Below are 16202 nucleotides of genomic sequence, written 5' to 3'. Positions count from 1 at the left end.
TCCAGGCGGAGCGGTTGCAGGCCGAGCTGGAGGCGGGACCGGCGGCGCACGGCTGGATCGAGGATCAGCGGTGGACCCTGGCGAGGGTCGCGGAGCTGATCCATCGCCTGTTCGGCTACCGGTACACCCCGCGCGGGGTGTCGTATCTGCTGCACCGGCTGGGCTGGTCACCGCAGGTCCCGGTGCACCGGGCGGTCGAGCGGGACGAGCAGGCCGTTGCCCGGTGGCGGACGGAGCAGTGGTCACGGGTAAGAGGTCGGCCCAGCTCCTGGGCGCGTGGATAGTTTTCGAGGCCGAGGCCGGGCAGGATCTGAAGCCCGGCAAGGGCCGGACCTGGTCGCGGCGGGGCCGGACGCCGCTGGTCAGGGTGACCGGGAAGGGATCGGGCCGGGTCTTGATGGCCGGGTTGGTCTGCGTCAGACCGGGCCGCGAGACCAGGCTGATCTACCGGACGCAGACGTACCGGGGCCGTACCGGCGAGAAGAAGGGCTTCCGGGCCCGTGAGTTCGCGGACCTGCTGACCTCCGCCCGCCGGCAGCTCGGCGGTGCCCCGCTGATCGTGGTGTGGGACAACGCCAGCACCCACCACGCCAAGCCCTTACGGGAGTTCTGCAACCGCAACAGCGACCGGCTCACCATCGTCAAGCTCCCGCCCTACGCACCCGACCTCAACCCCGTCGAAGGCGTATGGGCCCACCTGAAGAAGTCCCTGCCAACCTCGCACCCCGCACGATCGACGACCTCACCCCGCTCGTGAAGAACCGCCTACGCGCCATCCAACGCCGACCGCAGATCCTCAACGACTTCATCGCCGGGACCGGACTCGGACTGGAGCCCCCGTAGCCCGTCACCCTGCCCTTTCAACCTCAACGGCAAGAAGGATGGGCGTCCCGCCAGCCAGTGAGGCTGCTATGAGGACTCGAACGCCCTGCGCATCACGAGACGGTTCAGCGTGACTGCCTTTGCCATTCAGTCCGTGGAATCCGCCCTTCCCTGGAGTCCCCACATCGCTCAGCCCAATCCTCGCAAACGAAAATTGGACGACTCAGCACCACATCATCAACACGCTGGACTCTTAGGACAATTCCAAGGGATTCCGAAGATGGATCCCAGTACTCGGAATAGAGCAAGTCAAGGCCACGGGATTCCACATATTCCGAAAACTGCATTTCGAGTTCAGACGGCACGCGACTCACCAAGCGCAGCCCATCAAGAACGACCTGCGGCCCGTTTCGCGCATCAACTGCAACGGCAGCCAGCCTTCCACTCTCTTCATAATATGCCGACAAAGACGATGAGGGCATCATGGGGTTGGAATTACGCAAGATGAAGTCGGCCCTCGCGACATGACCCGACACGCCATTAGTCGAGGAAGATACGAGCATGGTCTCACGCACGGCGCACTCAGCCTCCTCGTGACTCATACCAAACCTGAGCGGACCAGCGCCTTCGAGAGGGGCGGCCTTCCAAACTCCGCGCTCAACGTCACTGAGCGCTTTCCACTGCGCTACCAAGACAGCCCCTCTCGTCGGCTTGAGCTCATCAGCCCGTGGCTCCGTGCGGAGCCATGCCGTGTATCAGCTCACATTTTTGCAAGATCCCTTCGGCGTCACGATACCAGATCCTCATACTTCTACCTTGTTCGAGAAGGGCCGGAAGGACATTAGAACATCCAGCTCCACCCTCTCCGCCGCAGATGTATTTCTGGTCTATCACGACGTTTGAGGATTCGACGTCATTGTCGTTCATCCACAGGGCGACCTTGGGCTCAGCATGGTCCGCAGAAGCCCACTTCACGTAACTGGGCTTTCCGAAAGCACGCTGAAGAACGCTATTCGCCCTAGCGGAAACAGCATCTCGGCCACTCGAAATTTCCGGACCAATCGGCACTCCGTGAGCATCTGTCGGAACTGCCGTCGTCTCGTGCTTACCTTCAAGGCTATCCCGGACCGCCGAGATGTTGTCATCGCAGTTATGAACGAGGACCGGGGTGCTGCCAGCCTCCACATAGTACGTGTGGAAGGCGTGCCGTTCCGGCCTGCGTTTTCGCAGGTGAGGGAGGAATCAACGGTCCGTCGGCGTCCGTCGATGTGCGCTGGAGTGCGTCCCGGTTGCCGCTCCGTCAACGTTGCCGTCAAACGCCTGGGCTGCCGTTGACGACTGCCCACAAGAGCGGAATCACCAGAATTCTGGAGCCCTCCTTGACCTCAGGCATCGACCCTTCCCGAAGTCACTCAACGTGTCAGAGCGATCCTTCGTGGTAGTCGCCTATAGAGACGTCGTGGATGATGGAACGCCAAAAGCTATCCGCAGGCACCACACACATGGGGTCGACGCCTTCGAGTCCATCCCTGAGATCTCGGGCAGCCGCTTGCTTGGCCTCCGCAAGTCGCGGAGGCATCACATTCTTAAGCGAATTGATGATGTTCTGCTCTGCGTGGATTTTCCCTTGCGAGCGAGCCACAACCACGCCCATATCTTCCCCCGTTTCCGGGTGCCTCAGGAGAGCTGCTGCGTAGTTGTTGTCCTTATTTTTGGCGGCCAGGCGCGCCCTTTGCACTGCTCGACTCAGCCGTGTTGAACCGTACTCGACCTCGTTACAGTTGTGGACGAGGACCGGCGTGCTGCCTGCCTCCACATAGTACGTGTGGAAGGCGGGCCGTTCATGCCTGCGTTTTCGCAGGTGAGGGAGGGATCAGCGATCCGTCTGCATCTGTTGATGTGGGCTGGAGCGCTTCCCGGTTGCCGCAAGGGCGATTTCAAAGACGGCTTTTCCTGGGTCTGTTCAGCGCTCGAGGCGAGCTACCGAACCATCGAACATCGGGCAGCTTTTCAATCTACCTCAATCCCTGCCAGGTAGTCGATGAACCCTTCCAAGAATTCTTCGAAATCACCGTTATTTATGCAGCAATCATCAAACTGGCCGTACATGTCATCGATCTTCACATGTCCCTCATCCACGCGTTCAACGCTAGCGGCGGGCGTACCCAATACGTACCCCTCGCCAAACTCCCGCGCCATTCGCCTCCATTCACGAAGATAAGTCGAGGCGCTCTGCCGACTGAGCCCGAACGGGAGAATCAGTGTTTCAAGCGCGAGAACAGTATTTTCGGGGATTTCGGGCACGGCTGACAGCGTAATCAATTCCTCGCTGTCCACTTCAAAGAACCATGAGGTATCAGTCACGGTCTACTTCCCTTTCGGAAAGAAGGTTGACGGCGTATAGGAGCCGTCGGCGAGCTTCTCCAGGAATCCGATCATCTTCACGCCTTTTACAGTGTGTGTGACCATGGTGCCGCCGCGCTTGTATATCCCCCAGGGCTCCGGCAAAGTCGTCTGATGGTGCTGTGACGTGGGGCTTTGCCGGTGGTTGATGTACGCGGGCGTGTTCCGGTCGGGTTGGATGGAGGTTCCTACGCCGTCCGTCCGCCCGAGGGAACAACGCCCGCGCCATGTCATCGTCTCGCATCCCCGCGCCTGTCCGCACTCCCGTCCCGGATCAAGAACTGCTCGTCGAGGTGTTGGCCTCGATCCGTCAGCTGGGGTTGGTCGTTGATCAGCTCGGCGGTTCGCCCGTAATGTCCTCTGCTGTTCGAGGGTGGGCCATCGCGTGACGCTGCGGGGTGCGCCGGGGTTCCACGTCTCCCGGGGTGGTGCAGTCCTCTCCTCTCCGGTTCTCGTTGAGGCGGGTGCTGGTGGGTCAGGTGGCGGCCGGGAGACTGGTCAGCCGCCGCCAGGCGGTGGTGAACGCGTTCGCCCAGGGCCAGGTGCGCTCGATCCGTAGCCATCGACGGCGGGCGTGGGTCGCGAGGCGGGCCGGGAGGTGGTAGAGCCGGAAGCGGATGGTGTCCGGCTCGGCGTCGGCCAGGCCGGGGTGATCGTGCAGGGTGAGCAGGCGGAGCCAGGCGTCCAGGTCGGCGGCGAGATTCGCACTCAGCATCCATGCCTCGTTGATCTGCCAGGACTTGGAGGGCAGGTTGTGCAGGCCCATCGCCTTGTTCGCTTTCACCTGGTCCTCGACCACCGCGTGGTGGCGGTGCAGGACATCCAGCCACTGGATCTGATGGGAACCGGGGATCCGGGCCATCCTGGAGATGTTGGTGGCCATCGCCCAGCCGGCACGGAAAGCCGCCGGCTCCCTGGAAGCCAGGGCCATCCTGCCGCCCTCACGCCAGACAGCGTGCCAGGCGTACGCCGACTTCCGCGACACCCGTAACCGGCGGGCCACCTCCGGCGGCCGCACCCCCTGCCCGAACATCTCCGCGGCCTCGAAGCGCACCGCCTCACGCCTCGCCCGCCCCGCAGCGGTCAGACCGCCACCATCCGCGTACCTCATGACGAGGATGTAGCACAGCCAACGCCCGCTGTCACCCCACCCTTTCAACCTCAGCGTCAGCGCTGCCGTCAAGACACCCAGAGTCACTGTCGCCTCCAACAAACCCCCGAGCAGGCGTACTCAAGTACCCAAACTCAAGCGAGTCCCGCCTCATTCAGTAGCTGCAACCACTGGTCGCCTTCGCCTAGCGGAGTAATTTCTCTGTATCGAGGCCCGAATACAAACTCCGACAAGAAGGAGGTCAAACTGTCGGTGCTTTGATGAAACTCCGGAGACATCCACCACTCGACCCCTACATCCGGAAACATCCAGACAGAGCCATCTGCCTTCTTAATGAAGAAGGGTTCGTCATTGATGAGGCCGCAACAGAACCACTCCTCACGACCAAGACGTACTGGAGAGCCTTCGACCTGATCGGCATAGAACTGGAAATCTCCCACTGCCCCTAGCGCAAATACCGTGACGACGCCGAAGTTACCGCCGTCAACGATCCGCGCCGCCCGAACGAAACCATCGGGACACGAATCACCGGCATTCGCAACCGGCAGGCCTGCACCTACGCGGTTTTGAATGACCCACTCTTCCCGCACAGGAAGGCAGCGCCTTACCAGTTCGACGGCAGCGCTCAACCGATCGAAGTTCACGACTACCTTTCGATCCGGATCCTGATTGGCGTATAGTCAGGCAAATTTCTAATCTGTGGCCATATCTGACGAAGCCCTATCTCCTGATTGGTGAATCGATCCAGCATTTTGAGATTGCTCGCGTCATCGGCTCCTCCCAGTTGCAATTCATGCACGTGGTCGGGATCCATTCTGGTCAGGATCCTCTCCTTCAGCGCATCAGCGAACTCGCGGTTATTTTCACCGAACTGGTCGTACACCCGCCGAATCAGATCCGCCTTGTAGTTGGCTGTTACCGATCGGTCTCGCGCAACCGGATTAGGGGCCTTGAACAGCTTGCCTTGATCGCTGAGCTCCTGAAGGGCATCTGCCTTCTTATCAAACTCATGCCGCGGCATCCCTTCCCTGTAGCTAACCGTGACTTCAACCGGGTCGCAATTGTGTACGAGGACTGGCGTGGCCCCGGCCTCCACATAGTACGTGTGGAGGGTGCCGATGGTGAGGTCGTAGGTGATGGTGTGCGCGTGGTAGAGGCGGACACCGGTGACCTCGGCTGTGCCGGTCGGGGTCTGGAGGACGTCGCCGGTTTCGAGGTCCTTGGCCTCGACGAAGGCGGACTGGGTCTCGTCGTAGAAGGGGTGGTGGAACGTCGTCGTCAGGTGGGCGCCGACTTCGTCGGCGGCCGGCTGAGCGGCGGAGGCGGAGGCTGCCTGGGTCGCCGCGGTGCTGTGTGCCGCCGCGGCGTGGTGGGTGACCGCGGTGGTGTGGTCGGTGGCTGCGGTGGCCGGGGTCGTGGCGGTGAGGGTGGCGGCGACTGCGGCCGTGGTCGTGGCCAGGCCGACGGCCGCCTTGCGGGCCGCCTTCTTGGCGAACTTGCCGGCCAGTGCCTTGGCGCCGGCCTTCGCCGTCCGCTCGGCGGTGCTGCTTGCCGTCTTCCTGATGGTGAGGTCGACGAAGTCGTGGTCCGTCTTCGTGACGATCACGTCGGTGACCTTGTGGGCCTCCACGCCCTTGGCGCCCGGCACCGAGTTGGCGACGGTGTCGCCCACCTTGACCTGCGAAATGGCCTTGGTGGTGCCGTTGGCCATCAGTACCCGCGTGCCCGCAGTGAAGCTGTGGCACTCCTTCGGTTGCGCCCGTGTCCCCGCCGCCTCCGATTCCGCACGGGACGCCGCCGTGTCGGTGGCGTCGCGGGCTGCGGTCGCCTCGGCGTCCGCGGCGCCCTTGCCGAAGAGGCCGCCGACCGCGCGCATCGCCTTCGGTGCGACCTTGGCCAGGAGCTTGCCGCCGAGTTCGCCCAGCTTGCCGCCGAGCGCGCCGGCGAGGGCGCCGGTGACCGCGGAGACCGCGAACGCGCTGACGCTGCAGTCGCCGCCGCCGTTCTCGGCGCACTTGAAGCCCTGCTCGACCAGGGAGCCGGCCGCGCCCGCGATGGCCGAGCAGCCGACCGTGCCGACGCCCCAGGTGGCCGCCTCGCATCCGGCGAACACCACGGTGGACACCGCGAAGGAGGTGATGGCCGCCGCGTGGTTCTTGGCGTAGGTCGCTGCCGTCTTCGCGGCCACCACCGACACCTTGTAGGCGGTGCGGGAGACCGCGGCCACGGCGTGCCCGGCCTTGCCCGCCAGCTCTCCCAGCTTGTCGGCGGTCTTCTTGGCCTTGCGCACGACGCGGTGCACCACTTGGGAGGCCTTGTGGTACGCCGAGTGCAGCGCGTGCACCACGTGGTGGTACACGCTCCTCACGTGTCTGACCGTGTAGTGGTAGACGCGCTTCACGAAGTGGACCGTGGCCCGGTAGGCGTCGTAGACCTTGTGCACGATCTTGCGCGCGTAGTGCTTGGCCTTCTTCACGACCGTGTGCACGATGCTGCCGGCCGTGTGGTAGACCCGCGAGGCGATGCTCCAGGACCGGTGGTAGGCGTAGGAGGCGGCGCTCTTGACCTTGCTGGTGACCTTGTGCGCGGCGCTGCTGAGCTTGTGCGCGGCCTTGCAGACAAAGGACGGGCCCCAGCAGTGGCCGGAGGGGTCGTTGCCCGCCAGCGGGTTGTCGTTGACGTAGGCGAAGGGGTTCGCGGCGACCGAGTTGGGCACCGGGCTCAGCGAGACGCTGTCCTTGTTGAGGAACTGGCCGGTGTCCGGGTTGTACCAGCGTGAGGCGGTGCCCACGTCGCCGGTGCCGGGTTCCGTCCATCCGGACTGGTAGCCGAGGTGGCCGCTGAGGGAGGAGGTCGCCAGGACCTTGCCGAGCGGCGAGTAGGACGCGGATCCGGACAGGGCCGTCGCGCCCGAGGTGAACGTGCCGACCACGTCGTCGTGCTGGTCGGCCAGCGCCAGCACGCCGGTGCCGCCGCCCGGCTTGACGCCGATCACGCCGCCGGACGGGTCGTAGGTGTAGGTGGCGTCGCCGTCGGAGGCGATGGTGTTGGAGGCGCCCGAGTAGGCGAAGGTGCGGGTGGAGCCGCCGCCGGTGACCGTGTCGGTGATGTTCCGGCCGGTGGCGTCCAGGGTGTACGACTGGCTGCCGGCGACGATCTGGTTGCCGAAGGCGTCGGTCTGGAAGGCGACGGTGCCGCCGCCGGCCGAGGACTCCTGTGTCATCGCGCCGCGTGCCGCGTAGCTGTAGCTGTGCACGCCGTCCGAGGTCAGCTCGTCGCGGGCGTCGTAGGTGTAGACGTCGGCGCCGTTGCGGATGCGGTTGCCCGAGGCGTCGTAGGCGTACGTCGTGTCGGTGGTGCCGTTGTTCCAGGAGGTGAGCCGGTTCGCCCAGTCGTAGGTGTAGGTGTTGGTCGACGCGCCGGTCACGCCCGTGGTCGTCTTCGACGTCAGGTTGCCGTCGGTGTCGTAGCCGTAGGAGAAGCCGGCCAGGGTGGACGCGCCCTGCACCAGGGTGTCGCCGGTGAGCTGGTGGCGGCTGTCGTAGGTGAAGGTGCGGGTCTGGCCGGTCGAGCCGTACCTGACCGACGTGAGCTGGTTCAACTGACCGTAGGTGTAGGTCAGGTGGGTGCCGGTCGCCGCGTCGTCGAGGGAGGACAGGCGGCCGGCCGAGTCGTAGCCGTAGCCGGTGGTGCCCGCCGCGTCGGTGCGGGACAGCAGTTGCCCGTCGTCGCCGTAGCTGAAGCTGGACGAGCCGGCGGAGCCCGAGGTGGTCAGCAGGTCGCCGCGGTCGTCGTAGGTGAACGCGTCGTGGGTGGCGGCCTGGTGGTCGGCCGCCCCGGTGCTGCCCGCCTGGTCGGTGTCGGCGGACAGCACCCGGCCGTCGGCGTCGTAGGTGAAGTGGCGGGTGGCGGTGGCCGCGTCGGCGCCGCTGCCCGAGGTCTGGGTGAGCTGGCCCAGCGCGTCGTACGACATGGACGTCGTCACGCCGCCCGGACGGGTCACCGTGGTCGGCCGGCCGTCGGCGTCGTAGGCGTACGTCGTCGTGGTGTCCGCGGCCGAGGTGTAGGCGGCGGTGGTCGGCTCGATCACCTTCTCCGGCTGGCCCCACGGCGTGTACGTGTACCGCCAGGAGTTGCCGCGGCCGTCGGTGAAGCGGGTGCGGTGGCCGGCCGTGTCGTAGCCGAACGAGGTCGTGATCGACGTGGAGGCGTCGACCGGCTCGGTCTCCTGGGTGAGCGTGCCGGCGGCGTCGTAGGTGAAGTGGCTGGTGTGGCCGGCCGGGTCGGTGGCCGCGACGAGGTTGCCGACGCCGTCGTACTGCATCGACCGCTGCGCGAGCAGGTTGTCGCTCGCGTCGTACTGCTTGGCGAGGGTGGGCCGGCCCGCGGCGTCGTAGTCGGTCTCCGACCAGGTGCCGTCCGCGAGGGTCGTCTTCTGCCGGTTGCCCTGGAAGTCGTAGGTGTAGCTGGTGGTGTTGCCGGCGCCGTCGGTCACCGCGGTGACGTCACCGGCCCGGTTGTAGCCGTAGGAGGAGCTCACCCCGCCGGGCGAGGTGACGGAGGACAGGTGGGCGCCGTAGGGGTTGCCGGTGGTCGGCGCGTAGGAGTACGTCGTCGTCAGGGTCCGTGTGGACGGGCGGCGTTCCAGGGTGGTCTGGGTGAGCTTCCGGCCGAGGAAGTCGTAGGTGGCCTGCGTCTGCGCGCCGGTGCCGTCCGTGGCGGTGAGCTGGTCGCCGGCCGTGTCGTAGGTGGCGTGCGTGGTGGTGTCGTCGGGGGCGGTGACCTGGGCGAGGTCGCCCATCTGGTCGTACAGGTACGAGGTGGTCCGGCCGCCCGGGGTCGTCACCGAGGTCTGGTTGCCCTGGCTGTCGTAGGTCCAGACCGTGGTGCCGGCGTTGGGGGTGGCGGCGCCGGCCGGGGTGTACGGGGGCAGCGTGCGGGAGACCTTGTTGCCGTCGGCGTCGTAGGCGGTGGTCGTGACCAGGCCGTCCGGGGTCTGCTCCTCGACGGACTCGCCGAAGGTGTTGAAGCCGGAGGTGGTGACCGGGTGGACGGTGACCGGGTTGGTGCCGTCGGCCTCGGCCTGGACGGCGGGGGCGGTCGTGACGACCAGGTTGCCGGCCTCGTCGTGGGCGTAGGTGGTGGTGTGGTTCTCGGCGTCCGTCGTGGACGTCGGCAGGCCGCGCTGGTCGTAGGTCCAGGTGGTGGTCTGCTCGTCGGAGGAGCCGACGGTGCCGCCGGTGCGGCCCTTGCCGTAGAGGCTGGAGATCTCGGAGGCGGACAGGGCGCGCTGGTAGACCTGCGTGTCGCTGATGGAGCCGGGGACGTAGTCGGTGTACGTGTCGGACCACTTGGTGCGGCCGATCTGCAGCGGGCCGGTCGCGTTCCACGCCGTGGTGTACGGGGTGGTGGCCTGGAGTTGCCCGTCGACGTAGAGGCGCAGTTCCTGCGAGGTGGCGTCGTAGACGCCGGTGAGCTGCGTCCAGGTGTTCGTCGCGGCCGGGTCGGTGGCCACCGCCCGCTGGTAGGACCAGGAGCCGCCGACCGGGGCGTCCTGGTTGACCGCGCGCATGTCCCAGGTGCCGAGGTTGTTCTCGTAGCCGAGGTAGAAGGCGCTGCGGTGCGTGCCGTCCTGGCTGAGCACCGTGTAGTTGCGGCTGGGATTGGAGTCCAGGTTCACCCAGGCGGACACCGTGTAGGAGGCGCTGGTGTCCAGGACCGGCCCGTTGGTGGCGAGGGCGCTGGTCGAGCCGTTCAGTGAGGCGGCGCCGCCGGACCAGGTGACGTCGGTGGCGCGGGCGGTGTGGCCGGTGCCGGAGGCGTCGGTGACCGTGGTGCCGGAGCTCTGGTCCAGCTTCCACCAGCCGGAGGGGTGACCGGAGGCGTCCCCGTACAGCGTCTGGCTGAGGACGTTGCCCATGTGGTCGTAGGTGCTGGTGACGGTGCGGTCCCAGCCGGAGGAGTCGTGCTCGTTCCGTGTGGCGATCTCGTCGTCGGGGGTGTACGAGACGCTGGTGACGCGGTCCACGCCGGTCGGGTCCACCGTGGTGGAGGTGGTGCGGGAGGAGGCGTCGACCTGGTACTGGATGACGGTCTCGCCGTTGTCCCGGGCGGTCTGGGTGAGGTTGCCGGCCGCGTCGTAGGTGTTGGACTGCAGGACGTAGCTGCTGTTGCCGTCGGCGCTGGTCCTGGTCGCCTTCGCGAGGAGGCCGTCGTCGGTGTAGGTGTACGACGTGGTGTTGCCCATGGCGTCGGTCAGGGACGCCAGGCGTCCCGCCGGGTCGTAGGCGCGGGAGGACTCGGTGAGCAGGCTGGCGGTCTGCGGGGCGACCGGGTCGCCGGTGTACATCAGGCCCCGGGTGAGCAGCCGGCCTTCGGCGTCGTAGGTGGAGCGGGTCTCCTCGCCCGCCGAGTCGACCTCCTTGGTCCGGTTGCCGGAGGTGTCGTAGGTGAAGGTGAGGGTGTTGCCGTTGGCGGCGCCGGCGACCGCGTTGGCGTCCGACCGGGTGGCCACGTGGTCGTAGGCGTCGTAGGTCCACCTGCGGGTGCGGGAGGAGTCGCCGCCGCTGGTGTCGGACACGGTCTGCGAGGTGACGTTGCCGTCGTCGTCGAAGGCCGTGGTGGACAGGGCGGAGTGGACGGCGCCGGTGACGCGGTCGGTGATCTGCGGGTCGTGCTCGGCGACCACCCGGTCCAGGGCGTCGTAGGAGTAGGTGGTGACCAGCCCGTCGGGGTAGGTGTCGGAGACGGTCTTCTGGCTGAGGACCCGGCCGAGGCCGTCGTAGGTGTACCGGGTGACCAGGCCGGCGGCGTCGGTGGTGGAGGCCACGTCGCCGTCGCTGAAGTAGGACACCTGGTTGACGGCGCCGCCGGGGCTGATGGTCTTCACCGGCAGGCCCGCGGGCACCGTGCCGCCGTCGGCTGACGGGTAGGTGCTGGTGCCGTCGCTGTAGACGGTGGTCGTGGTGCGGCCGTCGGGGAAGCCGGGGACGGCGGGGGTGGTGATGGCGGTCTGGTTGCCGGCCGTGTCGTAGGTGAACGAGGAGAGGTAGGTGTCGTCGGTGGCGGACGAGGAGCGTCCGTCGCGGACCGTCAGCACCTGGTCGTTGCGCGGGTCGGCGGTGGTGAGCCGGGCGGTGGTGTCGTCCGGGTAGTACGTGTAGTACTCGGTGCTGCACTTCCTCGCGGCCTGGTCCTGGCAGGTCGTCGAGGAGACGACGTTGCCGCGGACGTCGTGGCCGGTGACGGTCATGACCCCGTTGGGGTCGGTGACGGTGTGCTCGAAGCCGCTGGTGTCGTAGCCGAAGCGGGTGGTGTTACCGAGGGCGTCGGTCTGGCTCAGGCGGCGGTTGCCGTGGGTGACGTCGTAGGTGTACGTCAGGGTGGCGTCGGCCGGCGTGGTCACGTGGACGGTCCGGACGGGCAGCAGGCCGGTGGAGTTCTTGCCCGCCTGTACGTGGGCGGCGACGTCGGCCGCGGTGAGGCCGGTGTGGTAGAAGGCGGCCTCGGCGATGGAGCCATGGAAGTGGCTGACCTCGCCGGGCGAGTCGATCCACCACTTGGCGAAGCCGGCGCCGAGGTAGAGGTGGCTGTTGGCCTGGTCGTTGGGCGCGCCGCTGTAGGTGTCCTGCTTCTTGCCGTCGAGGTAGAGGGTCTGGGTGGAGCCGGTGACGGTGAGTGCGGCGTGGTGCCAGGCGTTGTCGGTGACGGTGCCGGTGGAGCCGAAGGCGGTGCCGCCGCTGCCGGAGCCGGAGTAGAAGTGGCCGTGGAGCTTGTTGTCGCTGCCGATGTAGAGCACCGGGGTCCAGCTGCCGGAGGCCGTGCTCGCGCCGGCGATCGGGAGGGACTGGTCGCCGATCAGGACGCCCGGCGAGGCCGACTTGAACCAGAGTTCGACGCTGCGGTCGTTGGTGCCGTGCAGCACGGAGTCGGGCAACTCGACGTAGGAGGCGCTGCCGTCGAAGGACGCGGCGGTGCGGTCGCTGAACGGTCCGCTCGCTCCGAGCGTCACCCCGCTGTGGGTGCCGTCGCCGCCGCGCACCTCGTCCACGGCGGTGCCGGCCCCGGCGGCCTCGCCGAGGCGGAAGTAGCCGGCCGGGGCGCTGCCGAGGACCGCGCCGCGGTAGGTGTCGCTGGAGCCGGTGACGGTGGGTGCGCCGAGCTGCCACACGCCGCCGTTCTCGTCGGTGAGGCGGGTGAGGGCGGTGGTGGCCGGGTCGTACGTCATCGCGGCGAACGTCTTGCCGGAGGGCCGCTTGACGGAGGTCAGCAGGCTGCTGCCGTGCGTGCCGTAGGTGTAGAGGGCGTTGACGTCGGCGGCGACCAGGGGGCGGCTGTACCAGGCGGCGTCGGCGACGGAGCCGTTGAAGTAGGTGGCGTAGCCGGAGCCGGAGGACGTCGAGTAGTGCGGTTCGTCGGGCCAGGAGCCGCCGAGGAAGCCGGTGCCGAGGTAGTTGTAGGACTGGTTCTTGCCGAAGGCGACGGCGCTCTTGATGGAGACGCTGCCGGTGCGCGAACCGATCTTGGTGTTGTCCAGGTACAGGGTCTGGGAGTTGCCCGCGGCGGACAGCACCACGTGGTGCCACTGGCCGTCGGCGACCGAGGTGCCGGTCTGTATGGGGTTGACGCCGCCGCTGTACCAGAACTCGGCGTTGAGCTTGCCGTCGCTGCCGACGTAGATGGACGGCGTGTAGAAGCCGGCGGCCTGTCCGGAGTCGATGGGCTGGGAGGCGTAGGAGTAGAGCACGCCGGGCCCGGACGAGGTCTTGAACCACAGGGAGATGGCGCCGGAGTCGGTGTCGTTGCCGAGGTTCCTCGGCAGCACGATGTCGGAGGAGGTGCCGTTGAACCCTGCGGCGGTGGCGGAGGATCCGGTGAGCGGGCCGGACTGGCCGAGGGTGACGTGCTCGTAGGTGGCGTCGGTGGTGCCCTCGTTGGCGAGGACGGCGTCCTCGGCGGTGCTGCCGGAGGACTCCGACAGGGGCCAGAAGGCGTGCGGGCCGAGGTCCAGGGCGGCGTTGCGGTAGCCGGAGCCGGTGGTGTAGCCGTAGGCGGTGCACGCGGTGCCGGACAGCGGCGAGCAGACCGTGGTGAGCTGGTCGCCGGAGTAGCCGTAGGTCCAGGTCTCGGCGGTGCCGGAGTCGCCCGCGGTGACCGGGTCGGTGACGACGGTCGCGACGTGCGCCGCCGAGGCGCCGGACGGCGTCGACCAGGTGACGGTGAGCGAGCGGCCGGAGACGGCCGAGGTCATGGTGGTGACGTGCCCGCCGCTCCAGGTGAGGTTCACCGCGCGGCCGTCGGCGTCGGTGACCGAGGTCAGTCCGTAGCCGCCGGAGCCGAGGGACTGGGTGAAGCGGTAGACGGTGTCGGACTTGTCGGTGAGGGTGTAGCCGCCGGTGACGGCCTTGAAGGTGGCGAAGCGGCCGCTGCCGGAGGTGAAGCTGCCGTCGCTGTTGCGGCCGTAGCCGACCTCGGAGCCGTCCGGGTAGGTGACGAAGGCGCTGGAGACGGCGCCGGAGGCGGTGTACTGCTCGGTGACCCGGGAGTCGAGGATGCTGGACCAGCCGGCACCGAAGGCGCCGGTCCAGCGCGGGTCGCGGGAGTTGTAGTCGCGGACGATGTCCAGCGACGGGCCGACGGTGGAGATCGAGGCGTCGGTGTCGGAGGTGGTGTAGTTGCCGATGGACGCGTCGAAGCCGTGGTCGCTGCTGTTCTGCGACAGGCCGGAGGTGATGACGCGTTGCGGGACCTGGACGGAGAGGGCGTACGGGGTGGCCGCGGAGTACAGCCCGGCGTCGTAGGCCTGGACCGTCCAGGCGTAGTTCTCGCCCCATTCCAGCTTGCCCGCGGGGACCGTCCAGTCGCCGGTGCTGATCAGGCCGGAGCTGGCGACCTGGGTGCCGGACGGGTCGAAGACCTTGAACAGGTACTGGTCGGTGCTGCCGCTGGTGGAGTTGGCGCCGCCGGCCCAGGCGGTCAGCTCGGGCGTGGTGGTGTACTCGACCGCGTTGTTGTCGGGGAACTGCTCGTAGAGCTGCGGGGCGGTGTCGCCGTTGTAGGTGACCACCAGTCGGGGGCCGCGCCCGGGGTCGTTGAAGGAACCGAACTGCTTCCAGTGCAGGTTGTCGGAGGTCGACGCGTAGAGGGCGAGGCCGTTGTCGGCGGTGGTGCCGTTGAACCAGCCCTGTACGGCGGAGGTGGACAGCGGCACCGACACCCAGTCGCCGACGGTGCGGTCGGCGCCGGTGTTGGAGCAGGCGTCGGGAACGCTCGGCGTGGCGTGGCCGATGGAGGAGCCGTGCGAGGGGCCCGGGTAGCCGGTGGTGGTCTCCGGGCTCCACTTCTGGGTGACCAGGGCGACGTCGAAGCGTTCGGCGGTGCAGGTGGAGGCCCAGGTGTCGAAGACCTTCAGGTAGGCGTTCGTGACGGTGGCGCCGCTGGAGTCCCAGGCGGTGTCCCAGTGGTTGGAGAAGCTGATCGCCTTGTGGGTGCCGGCGTCCCAGGATCCGACCTTGATGGTCTGCTCGTAGGAGCGGTCCGCGGCGGCGTAGCCGGACTCGACGTAGGTCGTCGTCCAGCCGTCGGTCACGGTCGGGTCGACGGTGACGGGGAAGACGCGGTGCGCGTCGTTCAGCCACCCCTGGTCCAGGGTGATCTTCAGGGCGTAGCCGTCGGTGCCGTGGACGAGTTCGGTGGTGACGTCGTGGGTGGTGACCGGGTCGCCGGAGCGGGGGTCGACGTTGGAGTCGTAGGCGTAGGACGGCGGGATGCGCTGGAGGGTCCGGCCGGCGGAGTCGCGCAGGTCGATCCACCCGTTCTGCTGCTGGACGGGGATGAGGCCCTTCAGGGCGAGGGGGAAGGTCCAGCTGTTGCCCGCGGTCGCGGAGTCCAGGACGATCGATTCCTTGACGCCGGTGGCGGTGGGGGAGACCTCGAGGTCGGTGTCGGCGAGGATGTCGCCGTAGGTGACGGTGGAGCCGTCGGCGGTGCCGTGGACGGGCTTGGCGCCCTGCAGGCCGTAGGAGATGCGGTGCTTGCCGTCGACGGCGAGGGAGGCGAGGTCGGGGTCGGTGGCGTTCTGCCCGAAGTCGACGGCGACGGAGTTGGCCTTCTCGTGCCAGCGGCCGTCCGGGCCGGCCCGGACGTCCACGTCGATGGGCGCCCATCTGCCCTTCTTCACCTGGTAGTTCACCGGTCTGGTGAACATCTCCCGGGTGGTGCTGCCGTCGGCGTTGCGGTAGACGGTCTCGTTCCGGGAGGACTGGGTGCTGCTGGGCTTGCTGGTCTTCGCGTCGAAGTGGCCGCTCTGGCTGCGGCCGCGTTTCACGTCCAGCTTGTGCGGCTGGTAGGCGGGCAGTTCGCCGCGGCCCTTGCCCGGCTTCTGCCCGACGCCCTGGTGGGCCCGGGTGGAGTCGGCGGAGACGTGGTGGCCCTTGCCCGCGGCGGTGCCGGACTGCTGGTGCGGCAGGCTGCCCCAGTGCGGGTCCTGGAACCAGGAGACCAGCGAGCCCAGGCTGAAGGAGGGCAGGTCGACGGCGCCGAGTTCCACGCCCTCGGCCACGGCCTGTTGGGAGGTCAGCATCACCGCGAGCGCGGCGAGCAGGAGCACGGCGAGGCCGCGCCTGGCGCGTCGTGGACGGCGGGACGGGCGGAGGCGGCGGCTGAGCGACCGGAAGCGCACGGCTGTGACTCCAACAGACAGAGCGGACACAAAAACGAAGTGATCCTGTCTGCTGTGGTCATCCTGTGAACAGGGTCAAGGAAAGGTCATGAGGTGGACTTGACCGTTCCTTGTTCGAGCCGGACTCTTTCGCTCGAACACCCTATTTGTCCTTGTGACTTCCTTTGCGCCCCGGCCACGTCCCCC

The 16202-nt window shown here is 67.4% G+C and carries 8 protein-coding genes; 2 read left to right on the top strand and 6 right to left on the bottom strand.

Annotation, left to right across the window (positions count from 1 at the left end; translation table 11 throughout):
- Both ACL02U_RS30490 and ACL02U_RS30485 read left to right on the top strand, forming a co-directional pair.
- Positions 1–284: helix-turn-helix domain-containing protein (locus ACL02U_RS30490; protein WP_412794230.1), on the top strand; the 284-nt coding region annotated here is incomplete at its 5' end.
- Entirely contained in the window at positions 224–757 is a 534-nt protein-coding gene (locus ACL02U_RS30485; RefSeq protein WP_412794229.1) for an IS630 family transposase, read from the top strand. The genes ACL02U_RS30490 and ACL02U_RS30485, both read left to right, overlap by 61 nt.
- 785 nt (positions 758–1542) lie before the next feature.
- Here the strand turns inward: ACL02U_RS30485 and ACL02U_RS30480 are convergent.
- From ACL02U_RS30480 to ACL02U_RS30455, 6 genes are all read right to left on the bottom strand, one after another.
- Positions 1543–2007 (bottom strand): DddA-like double-stranded DNA deaminase toxin, encoded by a 465-nt coding sequence (locus ACL02U_RS30480; protein ID WP_412794228.1) that lies wholly within the window; start codon positions 2005–2007, stop codon positions 1543–1545.
- Between the two features lie 235 nt (positions 2008–2242).
- Positions 2243–2638 carry a hypothetical protein gene (locus tag ACL02U_RS30475; RefSeq protein WP_412794227.1) on the bottom strand — a complete coding sequence of 132 codons (396 nt, stop codon included), beginning with the start codon at positions 2636–2638 and terminating at the stop codon, positions 2243–2245.
- Between the two features lie 194 nt (positions 2639–2832).
- Positions 2833–3186 (bottom strand): hypothetical protein, encoded by a 354-nt coding sequence (locus tag ACL02U_RS30470; RefSeq protein ID WP_412794226.1) that lies wholly within the window; start codon positions 3184–3186, stop codon positions 2833–2835.
- A 514-nt stretch (positions 3187–3700) separates the two neighbouring features.
- The gene (locus tag ACL02U_RS30465; RefSeq protein ID WP_412794225.1) at positions 3701–4408 is read right to left on the bottom strand and encodes a transposase; all 708 of its coding nucleotides are present in this window, start codon (positions 4406–4408) and stop codon (positions 3701–3703) included.
- Between the two features lie 62 nt (positions 4409–4470).
- On the bottom strand, positions 4471–4980 hold the full coding sequence (locus ACL02U_RS30460) for a hypothetical protein (protein ID WP_412794224.1): 510 nt from the start codon (positions 4978–4980) through the stop codon (positions 4471–4473).
- Positions 4981–4982: 2 nt separating this feature from the next.
- On the bottom strand, positions 4983–15944 hold the full coding sequence (locus ACL02U_RS30455; RefSeq protein ID WP_412794223.1) for a LamG-like jellyroll fold domain-containing protein: 10962 nt from the start codon (positions 15942–15944) through the stop codon (positions 4983–4985).
- Positions 15945–16202: the final 258 nt, after the last annotated feature.

It is taken from the genome of Streptomyces sp. MS06 (assembly GCF_047200655.1).
Lineage (GTDB): Bacteria > Actinomycetota > Actinomycetes > Streptomycetales > Streptomycetaceae > Streptomyces.
Note: the sequence above shows the minus strand (reverse complement) of the source record. Positions and strands in the feature narration are given on the sequence as shown.